Origin of the sequence: Paenibacillus whitsoniae (assembly GCF_003955665.1) — a bacterium.
GTDB classification, from domain to species: domain Bacteria; phylum Bacillota; class Bacilli; order Paenibacillales; family NBRC-103111; genus Paenibacillus_E; species Paenibacillus_E whitsoniae.
The window spans coordinates 140,631-167,567 of sequence record NZ_RXHU01000015.1 but is presented as its reverse complement, the minus strand read 5'-3'; the positions used below and the strand labels follow the sequence as shown (position 1 = coordinate 167,567).

The following is a 26,937-nucleotide window of genomic DNA, read 5'->3' as shown; positions in this document are numbered from 1 at the left end:
AGAGTTGGCTCTGTTCTGACAGGAGGGTAAGCGGTGTGATCAAAAAATATGCGCAAGTACTTGCAGATCTGGAACACCAAATCCGCGAAGGGCGGTACGGTTCCGGCCATAAGTTGCCTTCGGTCCGCAGTGCGGCGAATACGTACGGGTGCAGTATCAGCACGATTATCCGCGCTTATGCGGAGCTGGAGAAGCTTCACCTGATATATGCGATGCCGCAGAGTGGCTTTTACGTCGTGGAGAAGCAGGGAGACAGTCGTGTGGGTGCGGAAACAAGCAGGATTGATCTGGCCTCGGCATCGCCGGACGTCAGTGTGTTTCCTTATTTGGATTTTCAGCATTGCTTGAATACAGCGATTGATACGTTTAAGTACAATTTGTTTACTTACGGTGATCCGCAGGGGCTGGACAAGCTGCGGCAGACGCTGGTGTCCCATTTGGCGGACAGTCAGGTGTTTACGCAGCCGAAGCGAATTGTTGTCACATCGGGCGCCCAGCAAGCGTTGGAGATTGTCGCGCGAATGCCGTTCCCGAACGGCAAGTCGACGATTCTGGTCGAGCAGCCAGGGTATGACATTTACCTGCGCTTTCTGGAGATGTCGGGGCTGCCGACACGGGGAATGAAACGAACAGCCGCGGGGATCGATCTGCAGGAGTTGGAGAAGACGTTCAAGGACGGAGATATTAAATTTTTTTATACGATGCCGAGGTATCATAATCCACTGGGCACCACGTATTCGGCGGAGACGAGGAAGGCGATTGCCGATTTGGCCAGCAAGTATGACGTGTACGTCGTGGAGGACGATTACATGGCCGATCTGGGGGAGGAGAAGAGCTACGATCCGGTCTACGCTTACAACCGAACTTCGCATGTCGTCTATGTGAAAAGCTTTTCTAAAATCATTTTTCCCGGCCTAGGCCTGGGGGCCGCCGTGCTGCCGGAGCGCCTGCTTGCAGGCTTTCTAGCTCAGAAAAGCTACGCCGATACTTCGCTCTTATCTCAGGCGTCGCTCGAGGTGTACATTCGGAACGGCATGTACGAGCGGCACAAGATCACGATCTCCCGCCAGTACACCGCTCGAATCGGTCTGCTGAACGAGGTGCTGCAGCAGCAGGGCGCGGAAGGATTGATCGAAGCGGCTGACGTCCGCTCGGGGATATACATGCAGTTTAAGCTGCCGCGCCAAGTCAACCTGGATCAGCTCATGAAGCGGCTCGCAGCCAGGAGGATTCACGTTGTGCCCGGAGGCGGATTTTATATGTCGGGATGGCGCGAGAGGGAGAAGTTCGTGCGAGTCAGCATCTCGCGGGCAAGGCCGGAGCAGATTGGCGAAGCGGTTCAGGTCATCGTCGAGGAGGTTAGGCGGGGGATGCGCTATTTGTGACGATGCTTGCCGCCTGCATGAAAGTGTGAAAAGCCCGCTCGGGAAGAGAGCGGGCTTTCCTTTATGCCATTGAGACAGCATAGCAAGCGTGGCAATACTGGCGCAGGCAAGTAAATATTTTTGCACAACCAGTAAAAAGAGGCGCATCCGCTTTCCTCATTCATTGGCTATGATTGGAAATGTAAGCGCTATTAAATTTAAGGAGGATGAGGATGATGATTGCTGGAAAAAGACGGCTGCCGCTCACACTTGCCTTGCTCCTTGCTTTTTCGCTCGCACTGCTTAGCTGGCTGGGGCTGAGCCAACCGCAGCCGGCCGCTGCGGCGACCAATTTCAAAGGTGTGAACTGGGCGGACTCGCGAGACAACTTCGTTAACGGCGTACTGTACGTGTCGGGTCTAAGCTCGACGGATACGTATGCCTCCGCTTCGACAGTCGCGGATCGCGTGGTTGGCCAATTCGTGTCTGCGCTCGGCGCCAATACAGTGCGTATGCCGATCAATGAAGCGACGGTGTCCAGCTATTGGAGCACCTACACCGGAGCGATCGACAAGGCGATCACCAAAGGAAACGTGATTCTCGCTTACTGGGCGTACAGCAACGGCAAGCCGGCCAGTATGACCGATTTCTGGAACATGTGGACGACGGTCGTGAACAAGTACGGCAGCAATGCCAACGTGTATTTCGAGGTGATAAACGAGCCTTATGGCTACAGCAACACAGATTTGAACAATCTGTACAACAGCTGGCTGACGACGTACGCCAGTGTGCCGAAGGGAAGAGTGATTCTGGATGGCGCCGGCTATGCGCAGAACGCTTCCGTGCCTGGCGGAGATTCGCGTTTGAACGGCACGCTGCTTGCCGTACATGACTATGTGTTCTTCGCAGGAACGCCGTATATGAGTGAAGCCCAATGGGCCGATCACCTCAAAAGCTATGTTGGCAGCTATGCGTCCCGTACGATCATGACGGAATGGGGCGCGATGATGCAGGCGGGCTACAGCTCCAGATACAATGTGACGTATCCGCTGCAGGACTACACGACGCCGGGCGGATCTCTCTGGGTCAGCTATGTGAGAGGTATCAGCAATCAGCTTCGCGCATGGGGAATGGGCAGCGTCTACTGGCCGGGACTGCGCGATGGTGACGGCTACAGTATGACAACCAAATCCGGCAGCGGCTCGAGCATCAATCTGACGGTAAATAACGCAACGGGGCTGAATCGCCTCCAGTACGCGTGGGGGATGGGCAGCGACGATCCTTCCGTTATTTATGTTAAAATTAAAAATGCTGCTACGGGTTTGTACATCGACGGCATGGGCCGTACGTCGGACGGATCGGCCGAAGGCCAGTACGCAGGCGGCAGCAGCACGAACCAACAGTGGGTGCTTGAGCCTTCGGGGTACAATTATAAGCTCAAAAACCGGGCTACCGGCCTCTATCTGGACGGCATGGGCCGTACCACGAACGGCAGCGCAGCCGGCCAATACAGCGGCAGCTCATCGAACAATCAAGTGTGGCAGCTCGTTGCCTCCGGCGCCAACGTCAGTTTCAAAAATGTCGCAACCGGCCTCTACCTGGACGGCATGGGCCGAACAACGAACGGCAGCGATCTCGGGCAATATGCAAACAGCGGCAGCACGAACCAGCAGTGGCAGATTGTCAGTCCGTAACCGACTTCCATATATGTTAAAAGGAGTGCTCCTGCAGCGAATTTGCTGCAGGGCACTCCTTTTTGGTGAAATACTTAACCTTTGACCGCGTTCAAACGCTCTTCCAAACGATCCCATGTTTCTGTGATACCTTGCATCATGCCCATATCGATGACTGTTTTCAGCGACTCGGCGGAAGCGTACAAGCCGCGGTTAACGAGCTTTGTCGTACCGTTGCCCAGGTCGATAAACTCCAACGTCACTTCCGTCGACGGCATTGCATCGTTCACATTGCCTTCCGCGTCCGAGAAGAAGTCGACGTAGACGATTTTGTCTGGTTCGATCATCTCTTTGTAGATAGCTTTGCCCCAAGATTCCATGCCGTAGAAGTCGCCTTGATTCGGGTCAGCGCACTTCATGCAGTAGTGCCACACGCCGCCTGGACGAAAATCAACGGTACACACAGGTACTTCCCAGCCGCGTGGCCCCCACCAGTGTTTGAGATGCTCCGCTTCCTTAAACATGCTGTAGACCAGTTCGCGAGGCGCGTCGAACGTGCGCTCCAGCACCAGTACCCGATCATTTTCTACGCGTGAAACGATAGTGTTGTTAGACATTTGTAAATCCTCCTTTAAGTGGTTGGGTTATCTTCCTTTTTAGCTTTGTTCTGCACTTCGCGCAAATAGGCGTCCAGCTTATCGTATCGTTCACTCATAAGGCGAGTGAACGATTGGGCCCAGGACTCCAGCGCTTGAAAGGGCTCGGGCCGAAGCTTGTAAATCCGGCGATTGGCATCTGCCTGAACCGTCAAAACGCCATGCTCGCTCAGCACCTTCAGATGCTTGGAAGCTTGGGGCTGGCGCATCTCAAGCCGATCGGCAATTTCCCCTACCGTGAGGGGACCGTCACGCAAGAGCTCGACGATTCGAATGCGATTCGGTTCAGTCAGCACACTCAGCGTGTTCATGTCCATGCCCGTATCATTGCCTGCCATGCCGCTCACCTCGATGAATCTCAACTTTCTTGTGACTGTGTTTTCTGATATTCACAATATACCCCATAAGGAATATTCCTGTCAAGGAATATTCTGTTTTTTTGCAGCAGCTCGGTTCTGAATTATGGTATTATTTTACTGAAACAGGTTATAGGTTGCAGAGTGCCAATAAACCAAGCGGATTAGCGGAGGTAGACCTCGACATGATGCGGGATCACGCAAGATTGAATAGAAAAGAGAACGAATCGACGGAACCGGGCAAAGAGGTTCGGGGAGCAGCCAAGCTGTCGGCATCCCCTTATTCGCAAATTATGCACATGCAGCGCACGATCGGCAATCGCGCTGTTTCCAGCATGATGCAGGGGCAAAGCCCGCGCATTCAACGTGCGCCGAGTGAAGACTATACGAATGAGGCGGACGGCACGTATTGGGAAACGGACGAGACGGAGGATCACAACGGTGCAACTGTGCCCAGCCAGGTGCTGGCCGTCATGAAAAATCCCGACTACGGCGGCACGCCTAGCGTTGACCCGCCAGGTTGGGACTGGCTGAAGACAAAGTATGGCCGGTTGAAAGGCAGCTGGGTGCGTTTTCACATTATTAATGCTGAGCTCGGAGGGCCGGGGGGAGATACAACCAATCTCGTGCCGACAACGACGGCGCTCAACCATAACGCAGGCTGGCGTCAGCTTGAAGAGGGAGCCAAATCGAGCGCCATCGATGATAATGACTGGACTTATGTGGAGGTCGATCTGAACTATAACGATGACTATCCGGCAGGCATTCCCGAAAGCATTTCCGCCGAGTGGGGGTATTTGGATCAAGCGAACCAATGGCGCAGGGCGGGCACAGCTAATCTCGGCCAGGTGAATCCCGACGATAACGACAACAACCATTACTTGCCGGCAGCGCAAATTACGAACGCACGTCTGCGGCAATTCGGCTTGAACGCCCAGCAGGCTGTAGCGATGCGCGCTTTGATCGACGATACGTATGAGGATCAGGATGAGTTTGAGACGGAGTTGGCGGGCAACGGCAATCATATGATCGACGAGAACTTGATTGCTGGGCGGTGGTACGACGTGGCTGGCCGTTTCTATGTCGATGAGGATGATGACATTGACGGGCCGTATCCGATCGTGGTGCGGAACACATGATGAATGAGAATGAAATTGCCCACAAGCTGCGTATGGCCGGCTGCGTGTTCGCCGAGGAAGAGGCGGCCATTCTGATGGAGTGGGCGGGAGACAGCGATGCATTGGCCGATGGGGTCGCCCGGCGAGCAGCCGGCTATCCGCTCGAGCACGTCGTCGGCTGGGCGGCGTTCGGCGGCCTGCGCATCGCCGTGGAGCCAGGCGTTTTCGTTCCGCGGCGGCGAACGGAATTTCTGCTGCGCCAGGCGGCGGCGCTTGTGCGGCCGGGGGATATTGTCGTCGACCTGTGCTGCGGCTCCGGCGCGCTCAGCGCCGCCTTGCTGGCGGCGAAGGGACCGCTCGACCTGCACGCGGCCGATCTGGACCCCGCGGCGGTCCGCTGCGCGCGGCGCAACATCCTGCCCGGACAGGGCGCGGTCTATGAAGGGGATCTGTTCGATCCCCTTCCGCCCCGCCTCCGCGGGCATGTCCAAGTACTGGTCGCCAACGCGCCCTACGTGCCGACCGATGCTATTGCCAGGATGCCGGCGGAGGCGCGCATCCATGAAGCCAGGCTGTCGCTCGACGGCGGCGCGGACGGGTTGGACATCCAGCGCCGCATCGTCGCGGAAGCGCATGCCTGGCTGGCGCCGGGCGGCTGCCTGCTCATCGAGATGAGCGAGAAGCAGGCGCCGCTGGCTGCGAAGCTTTTTGCCTCGCAGGGGCTGCAGCCGGAGTGGGTAAGCTCCGAGGAGGAGGACGCGAACGTGATGATCGGGAAGCGGGCGGGGGCGAGCGATTAATGTCCCAACGCCGGCGAATCCTGGGTTCGCAATGCTTGCCTGCGGTCACACCCCATGATATTCGGGCATTTGTTTAACGGTTGCCAGCGAGCTTATTTCGCTAAAAAGACCGCTTTTCAGCGTATAACGGTCGCGACAGCGGCTATTGGTGGAGTGGGAGCCGTTTTTACCCGGCATTTAGGTGAAATAAGCGCCGTGGCATCCGCTAGATTGCGAAACGAAGTGTTTTGAGCCAAATAAGCGCTGGGGCAACCGTTAGATTGGCTTCGACTTCGGCACAGTCAAGATTAGCTTACCGCAAAAGCCTAGTCACTTGTTGTGACTAGGTTTTTTATTTCAGCTGTGGAGTAAAAATGCGTTTACAAAACCTTTACATACCGAAACTGTAACTTTTTTCGTAACATTGCCGTTTAGGGATTGTCTCCCCCAATCGGGAGGGGCAATAACGCTAGGAGGCAATCGAGTATGAAAAAGAAACTAGCTGTCGCGCTTTCCGCGACCATGATAATGAGCAGTCTGTCTTTGGGGAGCGCGTTCGCGTTTAGCGATGTGGACGGCAGCCAGGCAGCGGCGATTGCGAAGCTGCAAGCGAGCGGGATCGTCAGCGGCGTGGATGCGGATCATTTTGTTCCGCTGGGGAAAATTACTTACGCCGAGAGCGTGCAATTGTTGGTACGGGCATTCGGCTATAATTTGGATGCGATGCGTTTCAAGCAGCAGCCGGTGGCTTCGCAGTTGTTCACCAACGTCGGTGACTCCGCTTGGTATGCCGATGCCTTTATCGCCGCGCATTATAATGGCGTTGACATTCCGAAAGATGTGAACCCGAATGCGGTGGTTACGCGGGAACAGTTTGCACAGCTGCTCGACACGGCGTTTGAACGCAAGGCGCAGCTTCCGATGATCAATATTAAATCGGAGCTCAAAGACGACAGCGCAGTTACGCCGGGGTACCAAGGCAGCGTGCTGCGTCTGGTTCATTATAAAGTCGCTGACCTCGACAAGGACGGCCTGTTCAATCCGCAACGTGAACTGACTCGAGGCGAATCGGCGGTGTGGGTGTACAATGCGCTGAACGTGATGGCTACCGTCAAGCCCCCGGTGCAAACAGAAAAAGTGACGTTCAACGTAGAGAAAGTAAACAGCGAAGTGAACAAGGTGACGCTCAGCCGTGAGCAAAAACCGACAGGCGGTTACCGTATCGCAGTCACGAATATCCAGTTTAAAGTGGACGGGCAAGCGGTTATTCAATATCGTCTGCAAGATCCCGCCGCCGGCGATATGACGACGCAAGCGGTGACGACCCCAACGGCTGTTACGTATGTGCCGTCCTCCTATGAAGTTGTCCTGGAACAAGCGGCACAATAAAAAACAGGCAGGTCTCGTTCCCTGGGGAGCGGGGGCCTGCCCTTTCAACTTAGAATGGAGATAATGTTATGGCAATCCATTATACAAAAGCGTTTATATACCCGGCGCTGCTCGCGGGGCTGCTGATATCCGCCGGCTGCTCGTCCACAGCGAAGCCGGAAGCAAGTGCGACGGCGCCGGCCGTCAGCACAGCGCCTTCTGCGACGCCGAGCGCTCCGGCAAGTGTCGCGCCAAGCACGACGCCATCGCCGTCCGCGCCTGCAGCGACATCGGCGCCAAGCGGCACGCCGGCTGCGTCGACGCCCGCTGCGTCGGTGTCAGCGGCATCCATGAAGGCGATGCTGGAGCTCGCGAAGAGCGGCAAAGTGGAAGGCATTGCCTTTACTGCGCAGAAGAATCTGACCGAAGATGTCGAGAAGGCGTGGGGCAAAGCCGACACCACAGAGTCGGCGGGCAGCGGCATTTATGCGACGTATAGCAAGAAGCATGCGGCGATCGGTTACAACAAAGGCAGCCAGATCATCGACATCCGTTCTTACGATCCTAAGCTCAAGACGATTACACTTAGCCAGATCGAGCAGGCGCTAGGCAAGCCGGCGGATACGAAGGTAAACGGCGGCGATACGATTTATATTTACAAAGCTTCCGACGAGTTCCAGCTTAAATTTGTCATTCCGCAATCTACCGGCAAGGTTGATCATATTTCGGTTTTTGATACGATACATTCCGTCAACAATATGGCGGGTTAAAAAAGCGCCACCAGCCACGGTGCCAGGCACAGCGTAACAAGGGCGGTGACCAGCATGGCGATGCCGGCCACGGAGCCGGTAACGGCGCCATCCTCCATCGCTTTGCTGATGCCGGCGGAATGGGCGCCCGTGCCGTAGAGCACACCCCGGCCAATGGGTCCGCGGATGCGGAGCCATTTGACGATGAGCGGGCCGGCGATAAGGCCGAGCAAACCGGTCACAAGCGTAGCTGCAGCCGTAATCGTCGGCACGCCCCCGATCGAGCGGGAGATGACGAGCGCGACGGGCGTGGTTGCGGAGCGCGGCGCCAAGCTGTCCATCACCTCGGGAGACAGCCCGAACAGTCGGGCGAGGCCTGCCGAGGTGACGATAGCGGCGGCCCCCCCGCACAAGGCGCTGGCGATGATAGGCCAGGCATGCTTTTTCATTACCTCCCCGTGCCTATAGAGCGTTACGGCAAGGGCGATCGTTGCGGGTTCGATCATTTGGCCGAGCACGCTCGTTCCTTTGTTGTAGGTCGTGATAGAAGCGCCGCTGAATTCGACGGCTGCGATGACGACGGCCGGCGTGACGAGCAAGGGGGATAGCCATATTTTCGGATACAGCTTGTAAACCCTCTTGCTCATCCCATACATAACGATTGTAAAACCTAACCACATGAACGCCTTGATCATCCTGCCTGCCTCCCGTTTCTTCGCGATACCCATTCCCCAACCAGTCCTGTACATGCCATGACGATCAGCGAACTGACCGCAATGGTCAGCACGATCCCGAGCCCGCTATGGACGATGAGCGTCTTGTAATTGACGATGCCAACCGCCGCCGGAACGAAAAATAACAGCATCTCCGCCAGCAGCCACTTCGATCCCGCGGCGATCCAGTTGAGTCGGATGATTCGGCTTTTGAGCAGAATATACAGCAGGAAGATGCCGAAGACGCTCCCCGGCACAGGTAAATGCAGCCAAGCGACGCATGCGTCGGACAGTTTGGCGATGCCAAGGAAGAACAACACTTGCAGGATGGTTAATGTCAGGTTTTTCATCGTGTACGCCGCCTCTTTTGTTTCGTTGAAACCAGTATACAAAAACGACTTGCATGGGTAAAATGAATTGATACCATGATTTTCATTCCTTTTGGCTATGATGAAGGGGCGAGCATTCGCAATGGACATTCGTCATCTGCAATACATACAGGAAATTGTACGGCTGAACAGCTTTACGAAAGCCGCGGAAACGCTGCACATTACGCAGCCCAGCATCAGCAAGGCGGTTAAGCAATTGGAGCAGGAGCTGGGAACGGACTTGTTCATCCGGGAAGGCAAGCATTTCAGGCTGACCGATGCCGGAAGTGCGATCCTCAAATATGCGGGGCCGATTTTGCAACTATTCGAGAGCTTGCAGTCGGAGCTGAACGACTTGAACTATCTCAATCAAGGCAGCATCCGCATCGGGCTACCACCTATGGCCGGGGCGAGTTTTTTTCCGACGGTGATCAAAAGGTTCCAAGACCGCTACCGCGGCATCGCCATTACGATGATTGAGGAAGGCGCGGTCAAAATCGAAGAAGGCCTGATCGATGGGACGCTGGATGTCGGAGTCGTCATTTCACCGATCAAGGCGGATATTTTCGATTCTTTTGCGCTGATCCAGGACAGGCTTAGTTTGGTCGTGTCGCCGTCGCATCGCCTTGCGGGTCGAGACGAGGTGAAGTTGGCGGAACTTGCGGAGGAGCGTTTCATCCTGTTTAATCGCAATTTCGCGCTTCACGACCAGATCATCGGACGATGCCGCTCAGTGGGCTTTGAGCCGCAGATCGTGCATGAAAGCTCCCAGTGGGACTTTATCGCCGCCATGGTCGGCGCGGAACTGGGCATTGCGATGCTGCCGCAGACGATTTGCCAGACGCTGCCGGCGGAGAGAATCGTCGTCGTTCCCTTGGTACAGCCTGTCATTCCGTGGGAGCTGGTGCTGGTTTGGAAGCGGGACGGGTACTTATCGCTGGCGACGCGGGCGTGGATTTCGTTTACGCAGGAGGTTTTTGGAGGAAAGCCTGGGGAATAGAAGTTGGCGAGGGGCTGAGGGCTGACGTAGAGCGAGGGCAGACGGCATTAGTGATGGAGTTGGGGGAGCGGCAAAGTAGATGGAGCTTGATGGAGCGGGCCGAGCGGGCCGAGCGGTAAAGTAGATGGAATTGGCGTCGAAGTAGGGGAAGCGGCAAAGTAGATGGAATTGGTGATGGAGTGGGGTGTGGGGGTTGGGCGGTAAGTAGATGAAATTGGCGGGGAACATGGACGGGCGGCACCTTTCCAACGTACCCTAGGCGTCCCCTAGCGTCCCCAACTTGCATAAACCTGTATTTTGTACATCAAATTTTGCCAATCAGGCTTATTTTCGTGGAACAACCTGTAAAAAGTACAGGTGATTTTGTTAGTCGCACCTGTGAAAGCGTTTGCAAACGTATTTATCCGATTTTCTACTGTATAAAATGCAGGATTTCTCGCGATTTGCCTATTTTCGGCCCGATTTGCTGTACTTTTTACAGTTGGCAATCGGAGGGTCGGGCAGGAAGGTGTGAGGACACCCCGCACAAGCAAAATGATCGAGGAACGCGCAAAAAGTAGGGGCAAAGGCGATGCTGTCAGGTTAAGGCGGCAGGCGGTAAGCGAATTTGTTTTCTCATCAAGGAATATTTGAAATTCCGCATGCCACAGCCATTTCAGCCGGAAACCGCCAGCGCATGCATGTAAACTGGGTGCTTTTGGCACACTATAGCTGCACATTTTCAGCAATAACGGAGGTTTTCGTCGTGGCATCCAACCAAGATTTGCTATCCATTTTTGCCCTCGGGGGCGTCCATGAAATCGGGAAAAACATGTATGTCCTTCAGTACGGCGACGATATGATCGTCATTGACTGCGGCTCCAAATTTCCGGACGAGAGCTTGCTCGGCATCGATTTGATCGTCCCGGATATTACGTATTTGCTCGAAAATGCTTCAAAAGTCAGAGGGCTCGTCATCACTCACGGGCACGAGGACCATATCGGCGGCATCCCGTATATTATCAAGCAGCTGAGCATGCCGATCTATGCGACCCGGCTGACGCTTGGCTTAATTGAGATCAAGCTGAAAGAGCACGGCCTGCTCAGCGCGACCAGCTTGCACGAAATCGATGCGGAGGCAACGTTGACGCTGGGCCGCATTCCGCTCAGTTTCTTTCGCACGAACCACAGCATCCCGGACTGCTTGGGGATCGTTTTTGAAACCCCGCAGGGAACCGTGGTGCATACGGGGGATTTTAAATTTGATTTGACCCCGGCCAATCACCAGCATGCGGATATTCACAAGATGGCGGCGATCGGGCAAAAGGGTGTGCTTGCGCTGCTCTCGGAGAGCACGAACGCGGAGCGGCCGGGTTTTACCCCGTCGGAGCGAACAGTGGGGGATCATATTCTGGAGGCGTTCACCAAAGCGACGGGCAAAATCTTTATCTCCACCTTCGCATCGAATGTGAATCGGCTTCAGCAAGTCATTGATGCCGCGGAGAAAACGAACCGCAAAATCGCTCTGCTCGGCAGAAGCATGGTGAATGTGGTCGACATCTCTTTGGCGCTGGGTTATCTCGCGATGCCGCCGGGCATGCTGGTCGAGGCGAATGAGGTGGGCCGCTTCAAGCCGCATGAGATTGCCGTGCTGTGTACGGGAAGCCAGGGCGAGCCGATGGCGGCGCTGTCCCGCCTCGCGAGCGGCACGCACCGGCAGGTGGAAGTGTCGAGCGGGGATACGGTCATTTTAGCGGCGACCCCGATTCCGGGGAATGAGCGAAATGTCGCGCGGATCGTGGACAATTTGTTTATTAGAGGCGTCAAGGTCATTTACGGCTCAGGCTCGGTCACCGGCATGCACGTCTCCGGGCATGCGAGTCAGGAGGAGCTGAAGCTGATGCTGACGCTGATGAAGCCGACTTATTTTATCCCGATTCACGGAGAATACCGGATGCTGTATCAGCATCGATTGCTGGCGGAAGCGGTTGGGGTGGCGCCGGAGCGCATTTTTATCGTTAACAATGGAGAGGCAGTCGATTTCAGGAATGGCGAGGCGCAGCAAGGACGCCGGGTGCCGAACGGCAATACGCTGGTCGACGGGCTTGGGATCGGAGATGTCGGCAACATTGTACTGCGGGACCGGAAGGTGCTGTCCGAGGATGGAATTCTCATCTTTGTTCTGTCCTTGGCCAAATCGGACGGCAAATTGGTATCGGGACCCGATGTCATCTCGCGCGGCTTCGTATACGTGAAAGAGTCCGAAGCATTAATGGACGAAGTTCAACGTATTGCGCTTGCGGCGGTTACGCAGCTGCAGGACGAGGAAGCTACGCAATGGGGGTTGTACAAGCAGGCGCTCAAGGAAGCGGTAGGTAAGTTTTTATTTATGAAGACGCAGCGGCGGCCCATGATTCTTCCGATCATTATTCAAGTGTAAGGGATGCATAGCGGCTCTAATTCGCGCCATACTATACGGGTACTACATGATTTTGGCAAAAAGGAGTCGAGCCCATGACATCAAGCAGAGGACACCAAGGCGCGCATGGCGCAGGTCAGATTGTGGAGCAGCTGAACAAGCAAGCAGAAGCTGCACAGCAAATTCAGGGAGCCAGCGAGGTCGATCAGGCCATCGAAGCGGCGGCGAACGAGGATAGCTCCGAATTGGATGAGCTGGAGTAGCCACAAAAAAGCTTTCCATTCGTTATGCGAATGGGAAGCTTTTTGTTCGTTATAAGGCTGCTGACGGGAAGAGCGGAGCGCGATGAACTTTTTATAACGGCCGGAAGTCTTCTTAGTGAGGTTGTTTCAGATGGATACAACGACTAGGAGGAGGGGCATGTCGATGATCATTTTGCTCCGAGGCCGGGCAGGGACGGGGAAGTCGACGTTGTCGAACGAGCTTGCGAAGAGGCTTGCGTATCCGGTGCTGCATAAAGATGACATCTACGACACGGTTGCAGGCAGTGTGCAGGAGCACAGCGTCAGGAATCGGATTTGTTTTGATTTTTTGTACCGGTTTCTGGCGGACGTCATCTCTGCAAAAGCGCATGTCATCTTGGACTTTGGCTTCAATCAGCCGGACGATGTGCTGCGTCTAAAGTCGTGGATTGCTGAACGCGGCGGCGTGCTCGCAACGATCCATTGCCACTGCAGCGACGAGCGGGTGTGGGCGCAGCGGCTTGCTGCGCGAAGCGTGAACCCGCTGCCGAATCAACGCATCACGGATTTGGAAACGCTGCATAGTCATTATAACGCGCCGGACGCGCATATGGCTGGAGAACTGTCTGTCGATACGGTTCTGCCGATAGAGAGCAGCATAGCGACGATCCTTTCTTTTTTGGCGTATACGAGAGGGACTTCCGCTTGAGGAAAGGCGACTTTTATCCCACACGAAGGGAGGGTCGTCTTTTTTTCATTCCCAAGACTTTCGTCACATTTCGACTTTTAATTCAAAATTTTATTTCAATGTAAATGTATTTTTTAAAATTTTATTGCAGAATGTAAGCGACTTCGTTTATAATGGCCCCAAAGCATGACAATTCATTCCATCTTTAGGAGGCGAAAAATTGATTAACAGGAAAAGATTCCGATCCCCATGTGCTTTGCTTCTAGCCATCATTATGCTGTTCTGCTCTTTCTCTAGATCCATTGTAAGCGCTAACGAAATGGTTCCCGGTGAATCTGGCGATGCCGGTACCTCCAGTGTGACAAGTGCGACCTACAGCAGAATTGAAATCGCTTCCAATGCACTGATCATCGCTCCCGGATCGACGCAGACCTTGACGTTGACCGGCTATGATTTTGGCGGCAATCCGACAACGCTTGCCAATAGTCAAGCAGTATGGACAGCGGATGCCAGCATTGGCACGGTTTCGGCGAGCGGTGTGCTGACGGCGGTGGCAGTGGCGGGCAGGTTTGCTTATGGCTACGTCCATGCGACCTATGACGGGCTTACGGCAGACTATCTCGTACTCGTTGGCAATAATGTGGCTGCGATTTTTGAAGATTTCGAGAGTCTAGTTAAAAATGGTAAAACCGTGCTGTCGGCTGACCGGCTTCCGTCAGGTTCCGCTGTCGGTGCGACCGTCTCGAGCGTAGACCGCTCGGCAGTTTCCGTACTGTACGGCAGCCATGCCGGCAAGCTGGCTTATGATTTGACGACCGGCCCGGAGACGGGAACGAAGGCTGTATATGTAAGCACTCGCGATATGACGACAGGCAGTCTGGATCGTGTAATTCCCGGAACACCGACGAAGATCGGGGTTTGGGTGTACGGGGATCAAGGCAATCACTGGCTTCGTGCGCGTTTGAGAAATAGTGCAAACACGTCCTTCACGGTTGATTTTACCTCTAGCTCGGGTTTCAACTGGAACGGGTGGAAGTATGTGACCGCTGACATTACCGGACAAACGGGCCCTTTTAAGTTCATGGACCTATATTTGGTTGAAACGAACAGTCTGAAGTATACCAAAGGCGCGATCTACTTCGATCAACTGAGCGTGTTTTATGGGCAAACGACGACATTCGGTCTCGATCTTCGCGGGCTTGCCCCGATGCAGGTGGGAGATACGAGAACGGCTTCGGCTTACATCACAAAAAAAGACAGCACGGCCCCTGAACAAGCAACGAACGGGGTCACCTACCTAAGCAGTCGTCCGGATATTGCTGCTGTGGATGCGAACGGGAAAGTTACGGCTTTACAAGCAGGGAAAACGTCCATTGTGGCGCTGTATGCAGACGCGCAGCCTGCCGTGTTTGACCTGACAGTGAGCGATGCGAAACCTCCGGTGCAATCGATACAGCTTTTTGGGCCTTCCACGATGGAAATAACCCGGTCCGCTGATGTGCAGTTGATGGCCCAATTTGCTTCGGATACAGGTCTCCTGGATGTTACGAAAGACAGCGGCGCGGTATATTCAAGCTCGAACCCTTCTGTTGCTGCTATCGACAGTAACGTCAAATTGAAGGCGATTATCCCTGGAACGGCTACGATTTCTGTAGCATATGGGGGACAGAACGCCTCCTTCCAACTGACGGTGACGCCTCCAATCCCAGTGCTCGCCGGCATCCAGTTGGTCAATATGAAATCTCTTACAGCAGGGGATACGTTCCAGGCCAATGTGAACGCGATTTATAATGTGCTGGATCAGCCGCAATCACCGGTTCCCTTGACCCAGGGAGTGAGCTACCAGAGCAGTACGCCAGCGATTGCAGGCATTTCTTCTTCAGGGCTAATTACAGCGAACAGCTTGGGGGTGACAGTCATAACAGCGACTTATGGAGGCAAAACGGCCAACTACTCGCTCGTGGTCAACACGGCGCAGGCATCCGTCAGTCCGAAAAGGGAGATGAGAGCCGCTTGGATCTCCTCTGTCGAGAATATTGACTGGCCGAAGAAAGGCGTCACGAATGCGGCACAGCAGCGGCAAGATTTTAAAGATACGTTGGATCAATTGGCTATGAATGGTATTAATACGGTTATTGTGCAAATCAGACCGACTTCCGATGCGCTTTATCCGTCTCAGCTTAATCCTTGGTCGGAGTGGCTGACTGGCGTAGCGGGCAAAGATCCGGGCTATGATCCGCTTGCATTTATGATCGAGGAAGCGCACAAGCGCAATATCGAGTTCCATGCGTGGTTTAACCCATACAGGGTGAGAAACGATTTGAAGACAGACGCGCTCGCTTCGAACAGTCCGGCGAAATTGCATCCGGAGTGGGTGATCGCGTATGGCGGCAAACTGGGCTACAATCCGGGAATTCCGGCTGTGAAACAGTACGTCATCGACAGCGTGATGGAAGTTGTGAAAAAATATGATATTGACGGCGTTCATTTCGACGACTATTTCTATCCATATCCGGTCGAAGGCGTCAATTACCCGGACAGCAATGAATATGCCCAATACGGCGGCACCATGTCCTTGGCCGATTGGCGCAGAAACAATGTCGACACATTAATCCAAAGTTTATCCGCGCAAATCAAACAGGAAAAGCCCTATGTCCAATTCGGCATCAGTCCGTTCGGCATCTGGCGAAACAAATCGTCGTTCTCGGGAGGCTCCGATACGAGCGGGCTGCAAAGCTACGACGCGATCTATGCGGATACGCTGAAATGGGTGCAGATGGGCTGGCTGGATTACATTACACCGCAATTATACTGGTATATTAATTACGGTCCAGCGGCTTACGATAAGCTCGTGAACTGGTGGAAAGATCAAGTTAACGGTAAGCCAATCAACCTGTATACAGGCAATGGCGTGTATAAAGTCGGTGATGGCAGCGATGCGAACTGGCTCGACCCGGAGCAGATTCCGAATCAGATTCGCTACAATCGAAACTTCGCGAACGTGAAGGGGACGATGTTCTTTTCGGCGAGCGTTTTCCTTAGCAACCCGCTGAATGTCACGAATAATTTGAAAAACGGCCTATTTAAATACCCAGCGCTGCCGCCGCAAATGAGCTGGCTGGACAGCATAGCGCCGAATGCCGTGCAAGGACTGGCCGTTAGCTCCGCCAGCTCGGGCGTCCAGCTGAACTGGACGGATGCAGGGGAGGACACCAAGTCCTATATCATCTATCGGGCAGCGGGGGAACATGCACCGAATATCGAGGATCCCGCAACGATTATTCAAATCGTTAGCAAACGGCCAGGAGTCGCGCAGAGCTTCGTCGATGCGAGCGCTGTATCCGGCGAAACGTACACGTACATCGTGACGGCTGCAGACCGGCTCCATAACGAAAGTGAAGCCAGCGACAGCATGACGTTGCAGTATGTGCAGTCGACGGATCCAGGAACGGATCCAGGAACGGATCCAGGAACGGATTCAGGGACTGGTCCAGGAACGGATCCGACGTCAGGTCCAACGACACCTAGCGTTCCACAAGTTTCCACCGTCCAAAGCGTTGATGCGTCTGAACTGCGCGCACTCACAGTTGATGGCGGTCAAGCGACTATGAAGCTAAAAGCGGATGTCGACACTGTTCAATTGCCGGCAAATGCAAGCAGCACTATCGGAAGCGGCAACGATCTTGTGCTTAGATTTAATGAGATTTCAGCCGTTATTCCGGCAGCTGTCTTGTCTGCGATTGAGCAAAGTGCGGTTGGCAAAAGTTCCGATGCTAAGCTTGTGTTCTCCGCCGTTCCGGTTAAAGGTGAGCAGCTGGAAGCTCTAGTGGACAAGGGGGAGCATGCGCAGGGGGCGCAGCTGAAAGCAGCTGCGATGTACAATTTTAATTTGAGTACCCTTTCGGGGGATGGTACCAAAGAGGGCATTAATACGTTCCGCACGCCGATTTCGCTTACATTTGTACTACCGGAGGGGGTCGACGCTTCCAAGGCGGGAGTGTATTTTATTGCGGAGGACGGCACGATGCAGTATATCAAAGGGCAATTGTCCGAAGACAAGCGTTCGATGACTGCGGATGTCTCCCACTTTAGCGCATATGGCGTATTGGAACTCAGTAAGCCGTACGCCGATGTGTCGGCCAGCCATTGGGCCTATCCGGCCGTCGATGACCTGAGCCGGAAGCTGATTGTCCATGGCGTGGATGATCACTCGTATTCGCCTGAGAGAAGCGTGACTCGTGCCGAATTTGCTGCGCTGCTGGTGAGGGCGTTCGGCTTGAGTAAGGGAGCTGCGGCTGTTCCGTTCCAGGATGTGAAGGCATCCGACTGGTTTGCCGGAGAAGTGGCAGCAGCCTATAAGCTTGGCATCGTAACCGGCGTTACTGGGGATCGCTTCGATCCGAACAGCCCTGTCAGCCGGGAGCAGATGGCGGTTATGCTGGTGAGAGCCACTTCGCTAGTGCAAGGCAAACCGGCTGAATCGGCAGCGGTTACGGACTTCGCTGACATGGCGAACGTGCACGATTGGGCACAGTCCGCCGTCCGTCAAGCAGCGCAGCTCGGTCTCATTACAGGACGGGAGGGCGGCTTGTTCGCCCCGGCCTCTGAGTTGACGCGCGCGGAGAGTGCGCAGGTGATTTATAGCGCGATGAAGCTTTGGCCATAAAAAAAGGTGTCTCTTCATTTGAAGGGGCACCTTTTTGCTAAGCATATAGAGCTTCGAAGCGGCTCTGTGCCATCCCTAAACGCTCCCGTCCATGAAGGACGGAGGAGCCCATTGGTGGCAGCGGGCAGCGATGTCGATTAACGGTTGTCACAGCGTCTATTTCCCTAAAAATGCTGTGTTTGAAATTATAGCGGTTGCCACAGCGCTTATTCGCCTAAAAAAGGTGAAATCCGTCCGTTTTCTGGCAAGTAGCCGCTACCACGAGACTGTCGATTAATTGTTTATGCTTTGGGAATCTGCGAGAGAACACAAAATGTATACGAAAAATCATATATAATGTGCTGCATTCCCATAAAATCAATCAATTCTATTCGAAATATCATACACATTTCGTGATTTGAGGCCTGATTTTGAATATGTATTCGAATAATCATACACATTCTCTTCGAGTGTCCGTTCACGGATAAAACTGGCCACAATTAATCGACAGTCTCACCACAACCGTTACGTGTTGAAAGGCGAATATTCGCTAAGTTAGGCGCGCTTGCGGCCGTTTGAGGGGCTGAGTGCCTCCAACCCCCCCTAGGCCGTCAAGAGCCGTCTATCCCGTATGCTTGTTCGCATCGGCTCCCCCGGCGACTCCGCTCACGGCGAGCCTGCAGTACTCTCCAGCTTCGCTTTTTCCCGGTAAGCGGTGGGGGAGACGCCGATCGTTCGCTTAAACATCCGCGAGAAGAGCAGCGGATCCGGATAGCCGACGGCACGCGCCACTTCGGCGATGCTGAGCATTTGCCGGCGGAGAAGCCGGCACGCTTTGCGCATCCGGATGTCCGTCAAATACCGGTACGGCGACATCGAAAGCCGCTGCTGAAACAGCCGGCACAAATACTTGGTATCGAGCCCGACGTAGGCGGCGATGTCATCCAGCCCGATGCGTTCGGCATAGCGGGCATTCATATAGGAGACGGCCTTGCGAACATGTTGGCCGACATCGGCTTGCAGCGCAGGCGTGTCGTCCGGGACTGCCAGCATGCCAAAAATCCGATACAGCTGACCGACCAGCAGCAGCTCCTTGGCCGATTCGTCGCGCAGGCTCATTAGATCCGCGAAAAGAGCGGCGGCCGCCCCGGAGGGCGGCGCCTCGCGAACGGGCGTCGGGGATGTAAAGCCGGCCAGCAGGGCCAGCCGGGGAGCCATCGTGCCGACGAAGCCGAACCACGAGTAGCGCCAGGGCTCGTCCGCATCCGCCTCATACGTATGCACCGTGTCCGGTACCACGAGGAATAGCCCTCCGGGGCCGATCTGCTCCGTGTGTCTGCCAGCCGTGTAAGTGCCGTACCCGCTGTGCACATAATGCAGAATGTACATATCCCGCACACTGGGCCCGAATGTCATGGCAGGCAGGCATTGCTGCGTGCCGACTTCCAGCACACTCAGATCGGTCAGCCCGATCGAGTCGGTATAAATAAACTCCATGCTTGCATCCGCTCCTTTCAAGGCATAGAGAAGATATGCTATAAGATGGGGAACTCTGGCTATTCTGATTATAGCGGAGGCCCGCTACAATTTACAGTAGGAGGGATCGAGATGGAATATACAACTTTTGGTCGTACCGGGCTTCGCGTGTCAAAGCTGGGGCTTGGCGGGGCGCCGTTAGGCGGCGTTTTCGGACCGGCAGATGAACACGAGATCGAGAAGATGATCCATGAGGCAATTGACGGTGGGATTAATTTCATAGATACCGCGCCGAGCTATGGCCGGGGCGAATCCGAGCGCAGGCTCGGGCAGGCGCTGGCAGGCGGCAGGCGGAACGACATTATTTTAGCGTCCAAAGCGGTGGGCCCGGGGGAATCGTTTGATTACGACAACACGATTCGTTCGGTTGAAAGTAGTTTGGCGAGATTACAGACCGACTGGATCGACCTGCTGCAAATTCACGATGCCGAGCAAGTTCCTTATGAAACAGTCGTGAACGAGACGCTTCCGGCGCTCGAAAAGCTGCGCAAAGACGGGAAAATCCGTTATATCGGCATCTCGACGCGCATTCTTCCGCTGCTGAAGCGGTTTGTGGAGCTCGACCGGTTTGACAGCATCCAGTTCTACACGCGGTATATGCTGATCGATCACACGGCGAAAGATGAATTATTGCCGCTAACGCAAGAGAAGGGCATCGGCGTCATTAACGGAAGCGTGCTGGGACTCGGCCTGTTGGCGGATACGCCGGCCGCGTTTCTAAGGCCGCCGATTGTGGAGGAAGCCGCTCGCAGAATGGCGCAGCTTCAGTTCCTGCGGAAGACGGAACCGCACGGCCTTGTGGAGCCGGGGATGCGTTTTAGCTTAACCCAGCCGGCGATTCATGTGACGTTAACAGGCGCTACGACGTGTGAGAAGCTTCGCGCGAATATGACCTATTGCGACGGGCGCGGGCTGGAGCCGGATGAGCTGAGCCGGGTGTACACTCTTTTTCAAGGGCAAAACTTGTTCCCGTCGGAGAAGGAGGTGGGGAAATGAGTCAGCAGCAAAGCAATTTGCCGAGAATTACGGCAGAGGAGCGGATGGCTCCCCCGGCGTGGGCGCTGCAGGAGCAGTGGCTTTTTCAAACGCTGAATGAGGCGGCGAAGGAATTTGTGGCGCGGTATACGGAACCGGATGGAACCCTCATCTGGCAAAAGGAATGGCCAGGCATGGACGGCTCGGACGACCCGTACGAGGGCTTTATGAACTTGGCACTGCTTTATGTGCTGGGCGGCAGCAAGGAACTGCACGGTGTATCCCGCCAACTATGGGAAGCGATTACCTGGCAATGGACGGAATACGGACAGGTGAACCGTGAGTTTGATCGGTACTACGATTGGATGCACCACGGAGAGGGCTACTTGTTTCTGTATTTCCTTGGCCTGGCGGGGCCGGCCACGCTGAAGGACCGGCAAAGAGCCCTAAACTTTGCCCGCATGTATACGGGAGACGACCCGGCAGCGCCGAATTACGATAAAGAACTGAAGCTGATCCGGTCGCCGCTTACGGGCAGCGATGGCCCGCGTTTTGTCGTTACGGCGGAGGACTGGAGCACGCATCGCGCGATTTTGGATCACTATCCTGCACCGTATGAGGATATTCCCGGCGTCGATTATGCCAGCCGCAAATGTCCTTGGTCGAACGATGAGGTGTATGAGCACCTCCTCAACATGATGAATGAGCGGATGAATCGCGGGGACGTACCGCTGAATCTCAATGCCAGCGGTTTGATTGCACACGCTTACATGTATACAGGCGACACGGCGCTGCGCGAATGGGTGACGCAGTATCTCGCCGCTTGGGAAGAGCGGACACGTGAGAATGGCGGCATCATTCCCGACAATGTCGGGCTTTCCGGCCAGATCGGCGAATACAACGACGGCAAATGGTGGGGCGGCTATTACGGCTGGCGTTGGCCGCATGGCTTTATGACGATCATCGAGCCGCTGACAAATGCGTGTATGAACGCCGTGCTGCTGACTGGCGACATGAGCAAGCTGGCGTTGGCGCGGAATCAGCTTGACGCCAACTGGGCGCTGCGCAAGGAGGAGAACGGTCTGACGCTCGTGCCGAATAAGCATGGCGATCATGGCTGGCACGATTGGCGCAAGGCGCTGCCGAAGTACCCGGTCTATCTCTGGACGATGTCGATGGCGGACGAAGACCTTGAACGCATCGACCGGATTCCAAAGGACCATGATTGGAATGAAATCACGGTGCCCGTCGTCTCCGGCAGAGACAGCCGTACCGGACGGGAGACCAAGCACTACATCGGCAACACGGAGCCGTGGTTCCAATACATTCGCGGCTTGAACCCGGACTATCCGAGCCGGATACTGTCGGCCAATATGGAGCTGATCGGCCGGCAGCTGGAACGGATGCGTTCCGATAAGGGCGATCCGTACCAATGGAGCATCGGGTACGCGGACGGCAACTATTCTTCCATTCATATTTGGCAGGAGATGTGTCCGGTGTACTTCGAGTCGCTGGTGCAGCTGACGCTTGGCGGCCCGATGCACATCTCGCACGGCGGCCTGCAGCATGCGCGGGTACGCTACTTCGACGCGCAAGAACGGCGGCCAGGACTGCCGCAAGGCGTATCGGCGCTCGTCGAAGCGCTCACGGCGGACAGCGTGACCCTGCAGCTGTGCAACACAAGCCTGTTCGACGAGCGCGAGGTCGTCATTCAGGCGGGGACGTTCGGCGAGCATGCGTTCACGAGCGTGCAGCGGCTGGACCGCGAAGGCGAACCGGTCGGCGACGCTGAAGCCATCGCCGGCAAATGGCTCGCTGTCCATTTGCTGCGCGGCACGGGCATTCGCCTGAAGCTTGGCATGCAGCGGTATGCGAACTCGCCGAGCTACGACATGCCATGGCCGAGCCCGTATCGGGACGGCGTGCTGGCTGGGCGAAAGGATGTCGACGCGACATGTATGTAGACAGTCACGTTCATTTTTGGCAGCCGGCGCGCGGTGACTACGGCTGGCTCAAGCCCGATCATCCGCTGCTCTATCAGGATTATCTGCCCGTGCAGCTGCTGCCGGAGATGACGGTGCACGGCGTCGAGGCGGTGATCGCCGTGCAGGCCGCACCGACAGCGGCCGAAGCGGCGTTCCTGCTCGAGCTGGCGCAGACTGCACCGGCCATTGCCGGTGTCAGCGGCGGGCTCGACCCGCTCGCGGAGCGCTTCGACGCGGAGCTCGCGCAGCTGCAGGCGAACACGCGCTTCGCCGGCGTCCGCTTCGGCGGCAGCGCGTTTCGCGCCGGCCGCCCCCCAGCGGAGCAGCGCCGGCTGCGCGCGGCGCTCGCGTCCTTGCAGCAGGTCGGGCTGACGCTCGACCTGCTCGTGCAGCCCGGCGACCTCGCAGCGGTCGCCGGCTATCTCGAGGAACAGCCGCAGCTCACGGCTGTTGTGAACCACCTGGGCTGCCCGCCTGTGCGGGAGCAGCCTTCAGAATCATGGCTGACCGGCATGGCACGGTTAGCCGAGCTTCCGCGGACAGCGGTGAAGCTGTCCGGTATGATCACGATGGCCGGCGGGTACCGCCCGGCCCTGCTCCAGCCGTATGTTGACCGGCTGCTCCAGCTCTATGGCCCCGACCGTCTGCTGTTCGGCAGCGACTGGCCGATTGCCTTGCAAGCCGGCGGCTACGGTGACGTCATCCGCTTGTTTGAAGCGGTGCTGGGAGACGAACTCGCAGAGGAGGAGAAGGGGAAGATTCGCGCGGGCAACGCCCGGCGATTCTACCCGATACAGCGATGAAGCGATGGATGTACCGAGCGCAGGTGAAAAAGGGCGGCGCGGTGAACTTTGTATCTGCGCTCACGGCGTCCGCGGGCCAATGGGAACGTGAGCTGCGGGAGCAAGGCGTGAACACAGTTGCGGTTTTCGCGAAGGAAGGCAGCCTCTTTCTTTACTTGGAGGCGGTAGGCGAACAGGCTGTAGCTTGGCAATGGCCAGCCCCTTGCCTGGTATTGCTGGAGGAGTGGCCTGGCGCAGACGGGGGACATCGACACACGGTGCCGATGATGCCGATTTACCGTGATGGGGAGCCCCCGAATGCCCGGCGAACGGACGCCCACGAGCGGCTGGGCAGTCTGGCGAGGCTCCGGCCGGAGATGTACAGTTCCTACATTTTCTATCACTTTGCCTTGCAGGAAGAGAAGCCGTACGGCTTCAACCCTACGTATGCAATTGGCGCCCATGAGGAACTGATCTTTTCTTATCACGAGCTGCCTGCGCCGGTATTCGAGCCTGGGGCTGCCCGCCATGCGTGGCCCGAGTCGGTTCTGCCGAGCACGAATTGGCATGCGCTCATGGAGTCGCATTTTCAGCTATGGCCCGGAGGCGACCAAGGGCCGGTGCCGTGGGAGAAAATGAACTTGATCTACTGTTTTTAAGTGAAGCCTGATTGCTGTGGAGATTCTGCGGCTACCAGGCTTTTTTGCACGTGATTGGCAGCGAAAAGATTACCGTTTTTGCCATTATGAGATGGTTGCGATGAACGTTAAGACGTAAATTTTTATTACTTCACTGCCTCCTCAAATGTGGATTCCATTAATAGAGCACTTGAAAAGAAATAAGGGATTTTTTTACTCCATTTATCGTTATTTTTGAATTATAATTGAGACGCGCGTATGAACGACCATGAATTTTTTGCTTATAGAGTAAAAGGAGACAATCGACACCTATGCTAGAGGAACTTAAAGCCAACTCAAGAAAAATTAGCTTAACCACACTTTTAACGGCGCTGGTTTCCTTATCGGTTCTTCTCACTTTTACCATTCTGCTCGTGGCTTCCTATCAATCCAAGAAAACTTCGTTGATCGACACGACCCTTACTTTAAATTTTTCAAGTGCTGGAAAAATGAGCCTGACCATTGACTCCTTGTTTAAATCAATGAGGAGCAGTCTGCAATATTCTGCAAGCCTCTTCTCAGATATAAATGATATGAATGTTGACGAAGTCAGCAATAAACTCGAATTAATGCGCCACAGCAGCAACTATTTTAATTCCGTCACTGTGGTTGATGAAACGGGAGTTGTGCGAAATGTGTCTCCTAAATCCGTCGACACCATCGGAAGATCCATTACAACAGAAGCTGCCAAGGAAGCATTAGCATCGCAAAAGCCCTACCTCTCCAAACCTTATGTCACTGCAAGCTCCAAGCGCCTCATCGTATTTATGAGTGAACCGATATTCGATAAGGCAGGGATTTATCGAGGGTTTATCGGTGGAACGCTTTATCTTGAAGAAAACAACATCTTAAATATGATTTTCGGGAGCAACCCGACGGATAAAATGGGATCGTATTTTTATATTGTGGAATCCGAAGGCCGTTTACTGTATCATCAGGACCGTACTCGATTAGGCGAAGATATCCGTGCAAATGAAGTCGTTCGAAAGCTTATTCAAGGTCAGAGCGGTTATGAACAGATGGTCAATTTAAGGGGCGTGTCTTTGTTAGCGGGATACGTCAAAGTTCCGGAAAACGGCTGGGGTGTAGTTGTCGTATCACCCATCAGTGTGGTGAATGAACAATTACGTCATTACATAATAACGATTCTGTTGTATATGATTCTCCCATTTTCGTTGCTCATGCTCATTGTCATCGTGCTTGCTCGCAGATTGGCGAAGCCTTTTGTAGCTTTGGCCGACTTGGTGAGCCAAAATACAAAGGATAGGATTAAGCTTCCTGAAGAAAAGCAGCATTGGAATAGAGAGGCTGATTTATTAACCAAAGCGATCAGTACTGCACTAATTGATATGAAAAAGCAGACGGATCAATTGAAGCATGACGCAACGACTGATCCTTTAACCGGGTTAATAAATCGAAGGACGCTTGAAGCAATCATGCATAAGTGGATAGAGGAGAAAACCCCGTTTTCAGTGATTATCATGGATATTGATAGATTTAAATCAATTAATGATACGTATGGTCATCAGGCTGGAGATGAAATGCTGAAGCATTTCGCACAAATTGTTACTTCGGTTGTCCGACCCAGTGATGTGTTCTGCCGCTTCGGAGGCGAAGAATTCATTGCGCTTATTCCTCATGCTGCTGCTGAAGAGGCTTATCTCGTTGCAGAACGAATACGCCTTGGGCTGGAACATAGTGCAAATCCCTTAGGGCATCCTGTCACTGTTTCCCAGGGCATCGCTTACTATTCTTCGCACGCCAATTCAGCAGAAGAGCTTATTCATATAGCCGATCAGGCTTTGTATAAAGCTAAAGCGTCTGGAAGAAACCAAACCGTTATAGCGGATATGCGCAAGCGAAGCGTATTAGGGGCCGACAACAACCATCAGATGGATAATCTGACGAGTCCTATCCGGCTTATGAACAATGGACGCCGTAAATTTCCTGAACGTTAAAAATGATTAAGGCCGCCTCGTTAATAGAGGCGGCTCGTTTCCTTTATTGAAGGGGATCCGGTACCAATCCTTGCGCCATCAGCTCGCTGTTCGTCTTCATATGTTTCATCTCAGCACCGAGTTTTTTGACCTCTTGCATGTCCTGGGACATGGAGCCGTTATCCGCCTCCTCAATCGATTTGCCGGTCGGTCGCTTCAGCATCTTTTCCAGCTCGATGAGCTTCTCCAACGCCGCCTTGCGGACTTGAAGCGGGACAGATTCCGTGCCCTCGAAGCGGGCTTCGTCCCAGTGAATGGTGACGCCGTCTTCTTCGCTTGAAACCGCTGTGACGATAAACGGATAGTCATTCCCGGAAGCGCCATGGGAGATATTCAGTCGATAGGTCGATATTTCCGCGTGCCGGGTACGTTCAAAACCATGTTCGGTAAGCAATTGCTGGAGTGCGGCTTGTTCCATATGAAATCCCTCCTCGATAGGAATGGCTTATTCTCGTGATCAGGCCTTATAACGATTCCGTCGTGAATTCCCGGTTCGGTCGTTCTAATGTTTCGTCTTTTATTTTCTCTGCCGTTTCGGCAATCTGCTGTCCCGCCTCACGAGCCTCGTCGACTAGCTCGCGGGAGTGCTCGTAGGCGCTTTGCGCCATATTCTCCGCCTTGTCCTTCACCGTGCTGGCGAGCTGCACCGCGTGATCGCGGAAGGTCAGGCACGTATCGGCCAACTCCTTGCGCAGCTCCGCGCCTTTCTTGGGAGCGAACAACAAGGAGGCGACCGCACCTAACGCCGCACCGATGATCATCCCGGATAGAAGTCCGCTTCTTTGTCCTGCCGTCTCTGTATTCATGTTTCATCTCTCCTTTGATTGGGGTATAAGTAGGCAACCGATCCTACTAGCCTATACCCCAT

At 54.7% G+C, this 26,937-nt stretch carries 23 protein-coding genes; 16 read left to right on the top strand and 7 right to left on the bottom strand.

Annotated features, from left to right (window positions below):
• Positions 1 to 38: 38 nt before the first annotated feature.
• Positions 39 to 1,385: an aminotransferase-like domain-containing protein gene (locus tag EJQ19_RS05405; RefSeq protein ID WP_126140365.1), complete on the top strand. Its 1,347-nt coding sequence runs from the start codon at positions 39 to 41 to the stop codon at positions 1,383 to 1,385.
• Positions 1,386 to 1,597: 212 nt separating this feature from the next.
• Positions 1,598 to 3,058 (top strand): RICIN domain-containing protein, encoded by a 1,461-nt coding sequence (locus EJQ19_RS05400; RefSeq protein WP_126140172.1) that lies wholly within the window; start codon positions 1,598 to 1,600, stop codon positions 3,056 to 3,058.
• 74 nt (positions 3,059 to 3,132) lie between these two features.
• Here EJQ19_RS05400 and EJQ19_RS05395 read toward each other — a convergent pair whose 3' ends face one another.
• Together EJQ19_RS05395 and EJQ19_RS05390 are read right to left on the bottom strand one after the other, a co-directional pair.
• On the bottom strand, positions 3,133 to 3,654 hold the full coding sequence (locus tag EJQ19_RS05395) for an SRPBCC domain-containing protein (protein ID WP_126140171.1): 522 nt from the start codon (positions 3,652 to 3,654) through the stop codon (positions 3,133 to 3,135).
• 14 nt (positions 3,655 to 3,668) lie between these two features.
• Positions 3,669 to 4,031 (bottom strand): ArsR/SmtB family transcription factor, encoded by a 363-nt coding sequence (locus tag EJQ19_RS05390; protein WP_126140170.1) that lies wholly within the window; start codon positions 4,029 to 4,031, stop codon positions 3,669 to 3,671.
• 203 nt (positions 4,032 to 4,234) lie between these two features.
• Between EJQ19_RS05390 and EJQ19_RS05385 the strand changes: the two genes are divergently transcribed.
• The 4 genes from EJQ19_RS05385 (at position 4,235) to EJQ19_RS05370 (ending at position 8,084) form a co-directional block, all read left to right on the top strand.
• Positions 4,235 to 5,188 (top strand): DNA/RNA non-specific endonuclease, encoded by a 954-nt coding sequence (locus EJQ19_RS05385; protein WP_126140169.1) that lies wholly within the window; start codon positions 4,235 to 4,237, stop codon positions 5,186 to 5,188.
• Complete coding sequence (locus EJQ19_RS05380) at positions 5,185 to 5,967, top strand: putative protein N(5)-glutamine methyltransferase (protein WP_126140168.1); 783 nt, start codon at positions 5,185 to 5,187, stop codon at positions 5,965 to 5,967. Before EJQ19_RS05385 ends, EJQ19_RS05380 begins: the two co-directional genes overlap by 4 nt.
• 465 nt (positions 5,968 to 6,432) lie before the next feature.
• Positions 6,433 to 7,335: an S-layer homology domain-containing protein gene (locus tag EJQ19_RS05375; RefSeq protein WP_126140167.1), complete on the top strand. Its 903-nt coding sequence runs from the start codon at positions 6,433 to 6,435 to the stop codon at positions 7,333 to 7,335.
• A 68-nt stretch (positions 7,336 to 7,403) separates the two neighbouring features.
• A complete protein-coding gene (locus EJQ19_RS05370) occupies positions 7,404 to 8,084 on the top strand; it encodes a YjgB family protein (protein WP_126140166.1) in 681 nt (226 codons plus the stop codon).
• Here the strand turns inward: EJQ19_RS05370 and EJQ19_RS05365 are convergent.
• Both EJQ19_RS05365 and EJQ19_RS05360 read right to left on the bottom strand, forming a co-directional pair.
• Positions 8,081 to 8,758, bottom strand: coding sequence for an LrgB family protein (locus EJQ19_RS05365; protein ID WP_126140165.1), 678 nt, complete (start codon positions 8,756 to 8,758; stop codon positions 8,081 to 8,083). The two genes, EJQ19_RS05370 and EJQ19_RS05365, sit on opposite strands and share 4 nt — an antisense overlap.
• Positions 8,755 to 9,126, bottom strand: a complete 372-nt coding sequence (locus EJQ19_RS05360) for a CidA/LrgA family protein (protein WP_126140164.1) — start codon at positions 9,124 to 9,126, stop codon at positions 8,755 to 8,757. The genes EJQ19_RS05365 and EJQ19_RS05360 overlap by 4 nt, the downstream gene beginning before the upstream one ends.
• Before the next feature lie 121 nt (positions 9,127 to 9,247).
• Here EJQ19_RS05360 and EJQ19_RS05355 point away from each other — a divergent pair, with 121 nt between their 5' ends.
• The 5 genes from EJQ19_RS05355 (at position 9,248) to EJQ19_RS05340 (ending at position 18,138) form a co-directional block, all read left to right on the top strand.
• A complete protein-coding gene (locus EJQ19_RS05355) occupies positions 9,248 to 10,144 on the top strand; it encodes a LysR family transcriptional regulator (protein WP_126140163.1) in 897 nt (298 codons plus the stop codon).
• A 745-nt stretch (positions 10,145 to 10,889) separates the two neighbouring features.
• Positions 10,890 to 12,563 (top strand): ribonuclease J, encoded by a 1,674-nt coding sequence (locus EJQ19_RS05350; protein WP_126140162.1) that lies wholly within the window; start codon positions 10,890 to 10,892, stop codon positions 12,561 to 12,563.
• Between the two features lie 74 nt (positions 12,564 to 12,637).
• Entirely contained in the window at positions 12,638 to 12,805 is a 168-nt protein-coding gene (locus EJQ19_RS31730; protein WP_164716334.1) for a hypothetical protein, read from the top strand.
• A 157-nt stretch (positions 12,806 to 12,962) separates the two neighbouring features.
• Positions 12,963 to 13,493, top strand: a complete 531-nt coding sequence (locus EJQ19_RS05345) for a P-loop nucleotide/nucleoside kinase family protein (RefSeq protein WP_126140161.1) — start codon at positions 12,963 to 12,965, stop codon at positions 13,491 to 13,493.
• Between the two features lie 199 nt (positions 13,494 to 13,692).
• Positions 13,693 to 18,138: a family 10 glycosylhydrolase gene (locus EJQ19_RS05340; protein WP_126140160.1), complete on the top strand. Its 4,446-nt coding sequence runs from the start codon at positions 13,693 to 13,695 to the stop codon at positions 18,136 to 18,138.
• Positions 18,139 to 18,783: 645 nt separating this feature from the next.
• Here EJQ19_RS05340 and EJQ19_RS05335 read toward each other — a convergent pair.
• The gene (locus EJQ19_RS05335; RefSeq protein ID WP_126140159.1) at positions 18,784 to 19,614 is read right to left on the bottom strand and encodes an AraC family transcriptional regulator; all 831 of its coding nucleotides are present in this window, start codon (positions 19,612 to 19,614) and stop codon (positions 18,784 to 18,786) included.
• Positions 19,615 to 19,725: 111 nt separating this feature from the next.
• On the opposite strand from EJQ19_RS05335, the gene EJQ19_RS05330 reads away from it, so the two are divergent.
• The 5 genes from EJQ19_RS05330 to EJQ19_RS05315 all read left to right on the top strand — a co-directional run bounded on the left by EJQ19_RS05330 (position 19,726) and on the right by EJQ19_RS05315 (position 26,030).
• Positions 19,726 to 20,649, top strand: a complete 924-nt coding sequence (locus tag EJQ19_RS05330) for an aldo/keto reductase (RefSeq protein ID WP_126140158.1) — start codon at positions 19,726 to 19,728, stop codon at positions 20,647 to 20,649.
• Positions 20,646 to 22,592, top strand: coding sequence for a DUF8034 domain-containing protein (locus tag EJQ19_RS31725; protein WP_164716333.1), 1,947 nt, complete (start codon positions 20,646 to 20,648; stop codon positions 22,590 to 22,592). Before EJQ19_RS05330 ends, EJQ19_RS31725 begins: the two co-directional genes overlap by 4 nt.
• Positions 22,583 to 23,416: an amidohydrolase family protein gene (locus EJQ19_RS05325; RefSeq protein WP_164716332.1), complete on the top strand. Its 834-nt coding sequence runs from the start codon at positions 22,583 to 22,585 to the stop codon at positions 23,414 to 23,416. Before EJQ19_RS31725 ends, EJQ19_RS05325 begins: the two co-directional genes overlap by 10 nt.
• An 8-nt stretch (positions 23,417 to 23,424) precedes the next feature.
• A complete protein-coding gene (locus tag EJQ19_RS05320) occupies positions 23,425 to 24,054 on the top strand; it encodes a hypothetical protein (protein ID WP_126140156.1) in 630 nt (209 codons plus the stop codon).
• A gap of 290 nt (positions 24,055 to 24,344) precedes the next feature.
• Positions 24,345 to 26,030, top strand: coding sequence for a sensor domain-containing diguanylate cyclase (locus EJQ19_RS05315; protein ID WP_126140155.1), 1,686 nt, complete (start codon positions 24,345 to 24,347; stop codon positions 26,028 to 26,030).
• Between the two features lie 43 nt (positions 26,031 to 26,073).
• On the opposite strand, the gene EJQ19_RS05310 is transcribed toward EJQ19_RS05315, so the two are convergent.
• The gene (locus tag EJQ19_RS05310) at positions 26,074 to 26,487 is read right to left on the bottom strand and encodes a hypothetical protein (protein WP_126140154.1); all 414 of its coding nucleotides are present in this window, start codon (positions 26,485 to 26,487) and stop codon (positions 26,074 to 26,076) included.
• 46 nt (positions 26,488 to 26,533) lie between these two features.
• Positions 26,534 to 26,875, bottom strand: coding sequence for a YtxH domain-containing protein (locus EJQ19_RS05305; protein WP_126140153.1), 342 nt, complete (start codon positions 26,873 to 26,875; stop codon positions 26,534 to 26,536).
• Positions 26,876 to 26,937 lie beyond the last annotated feature (62 nt).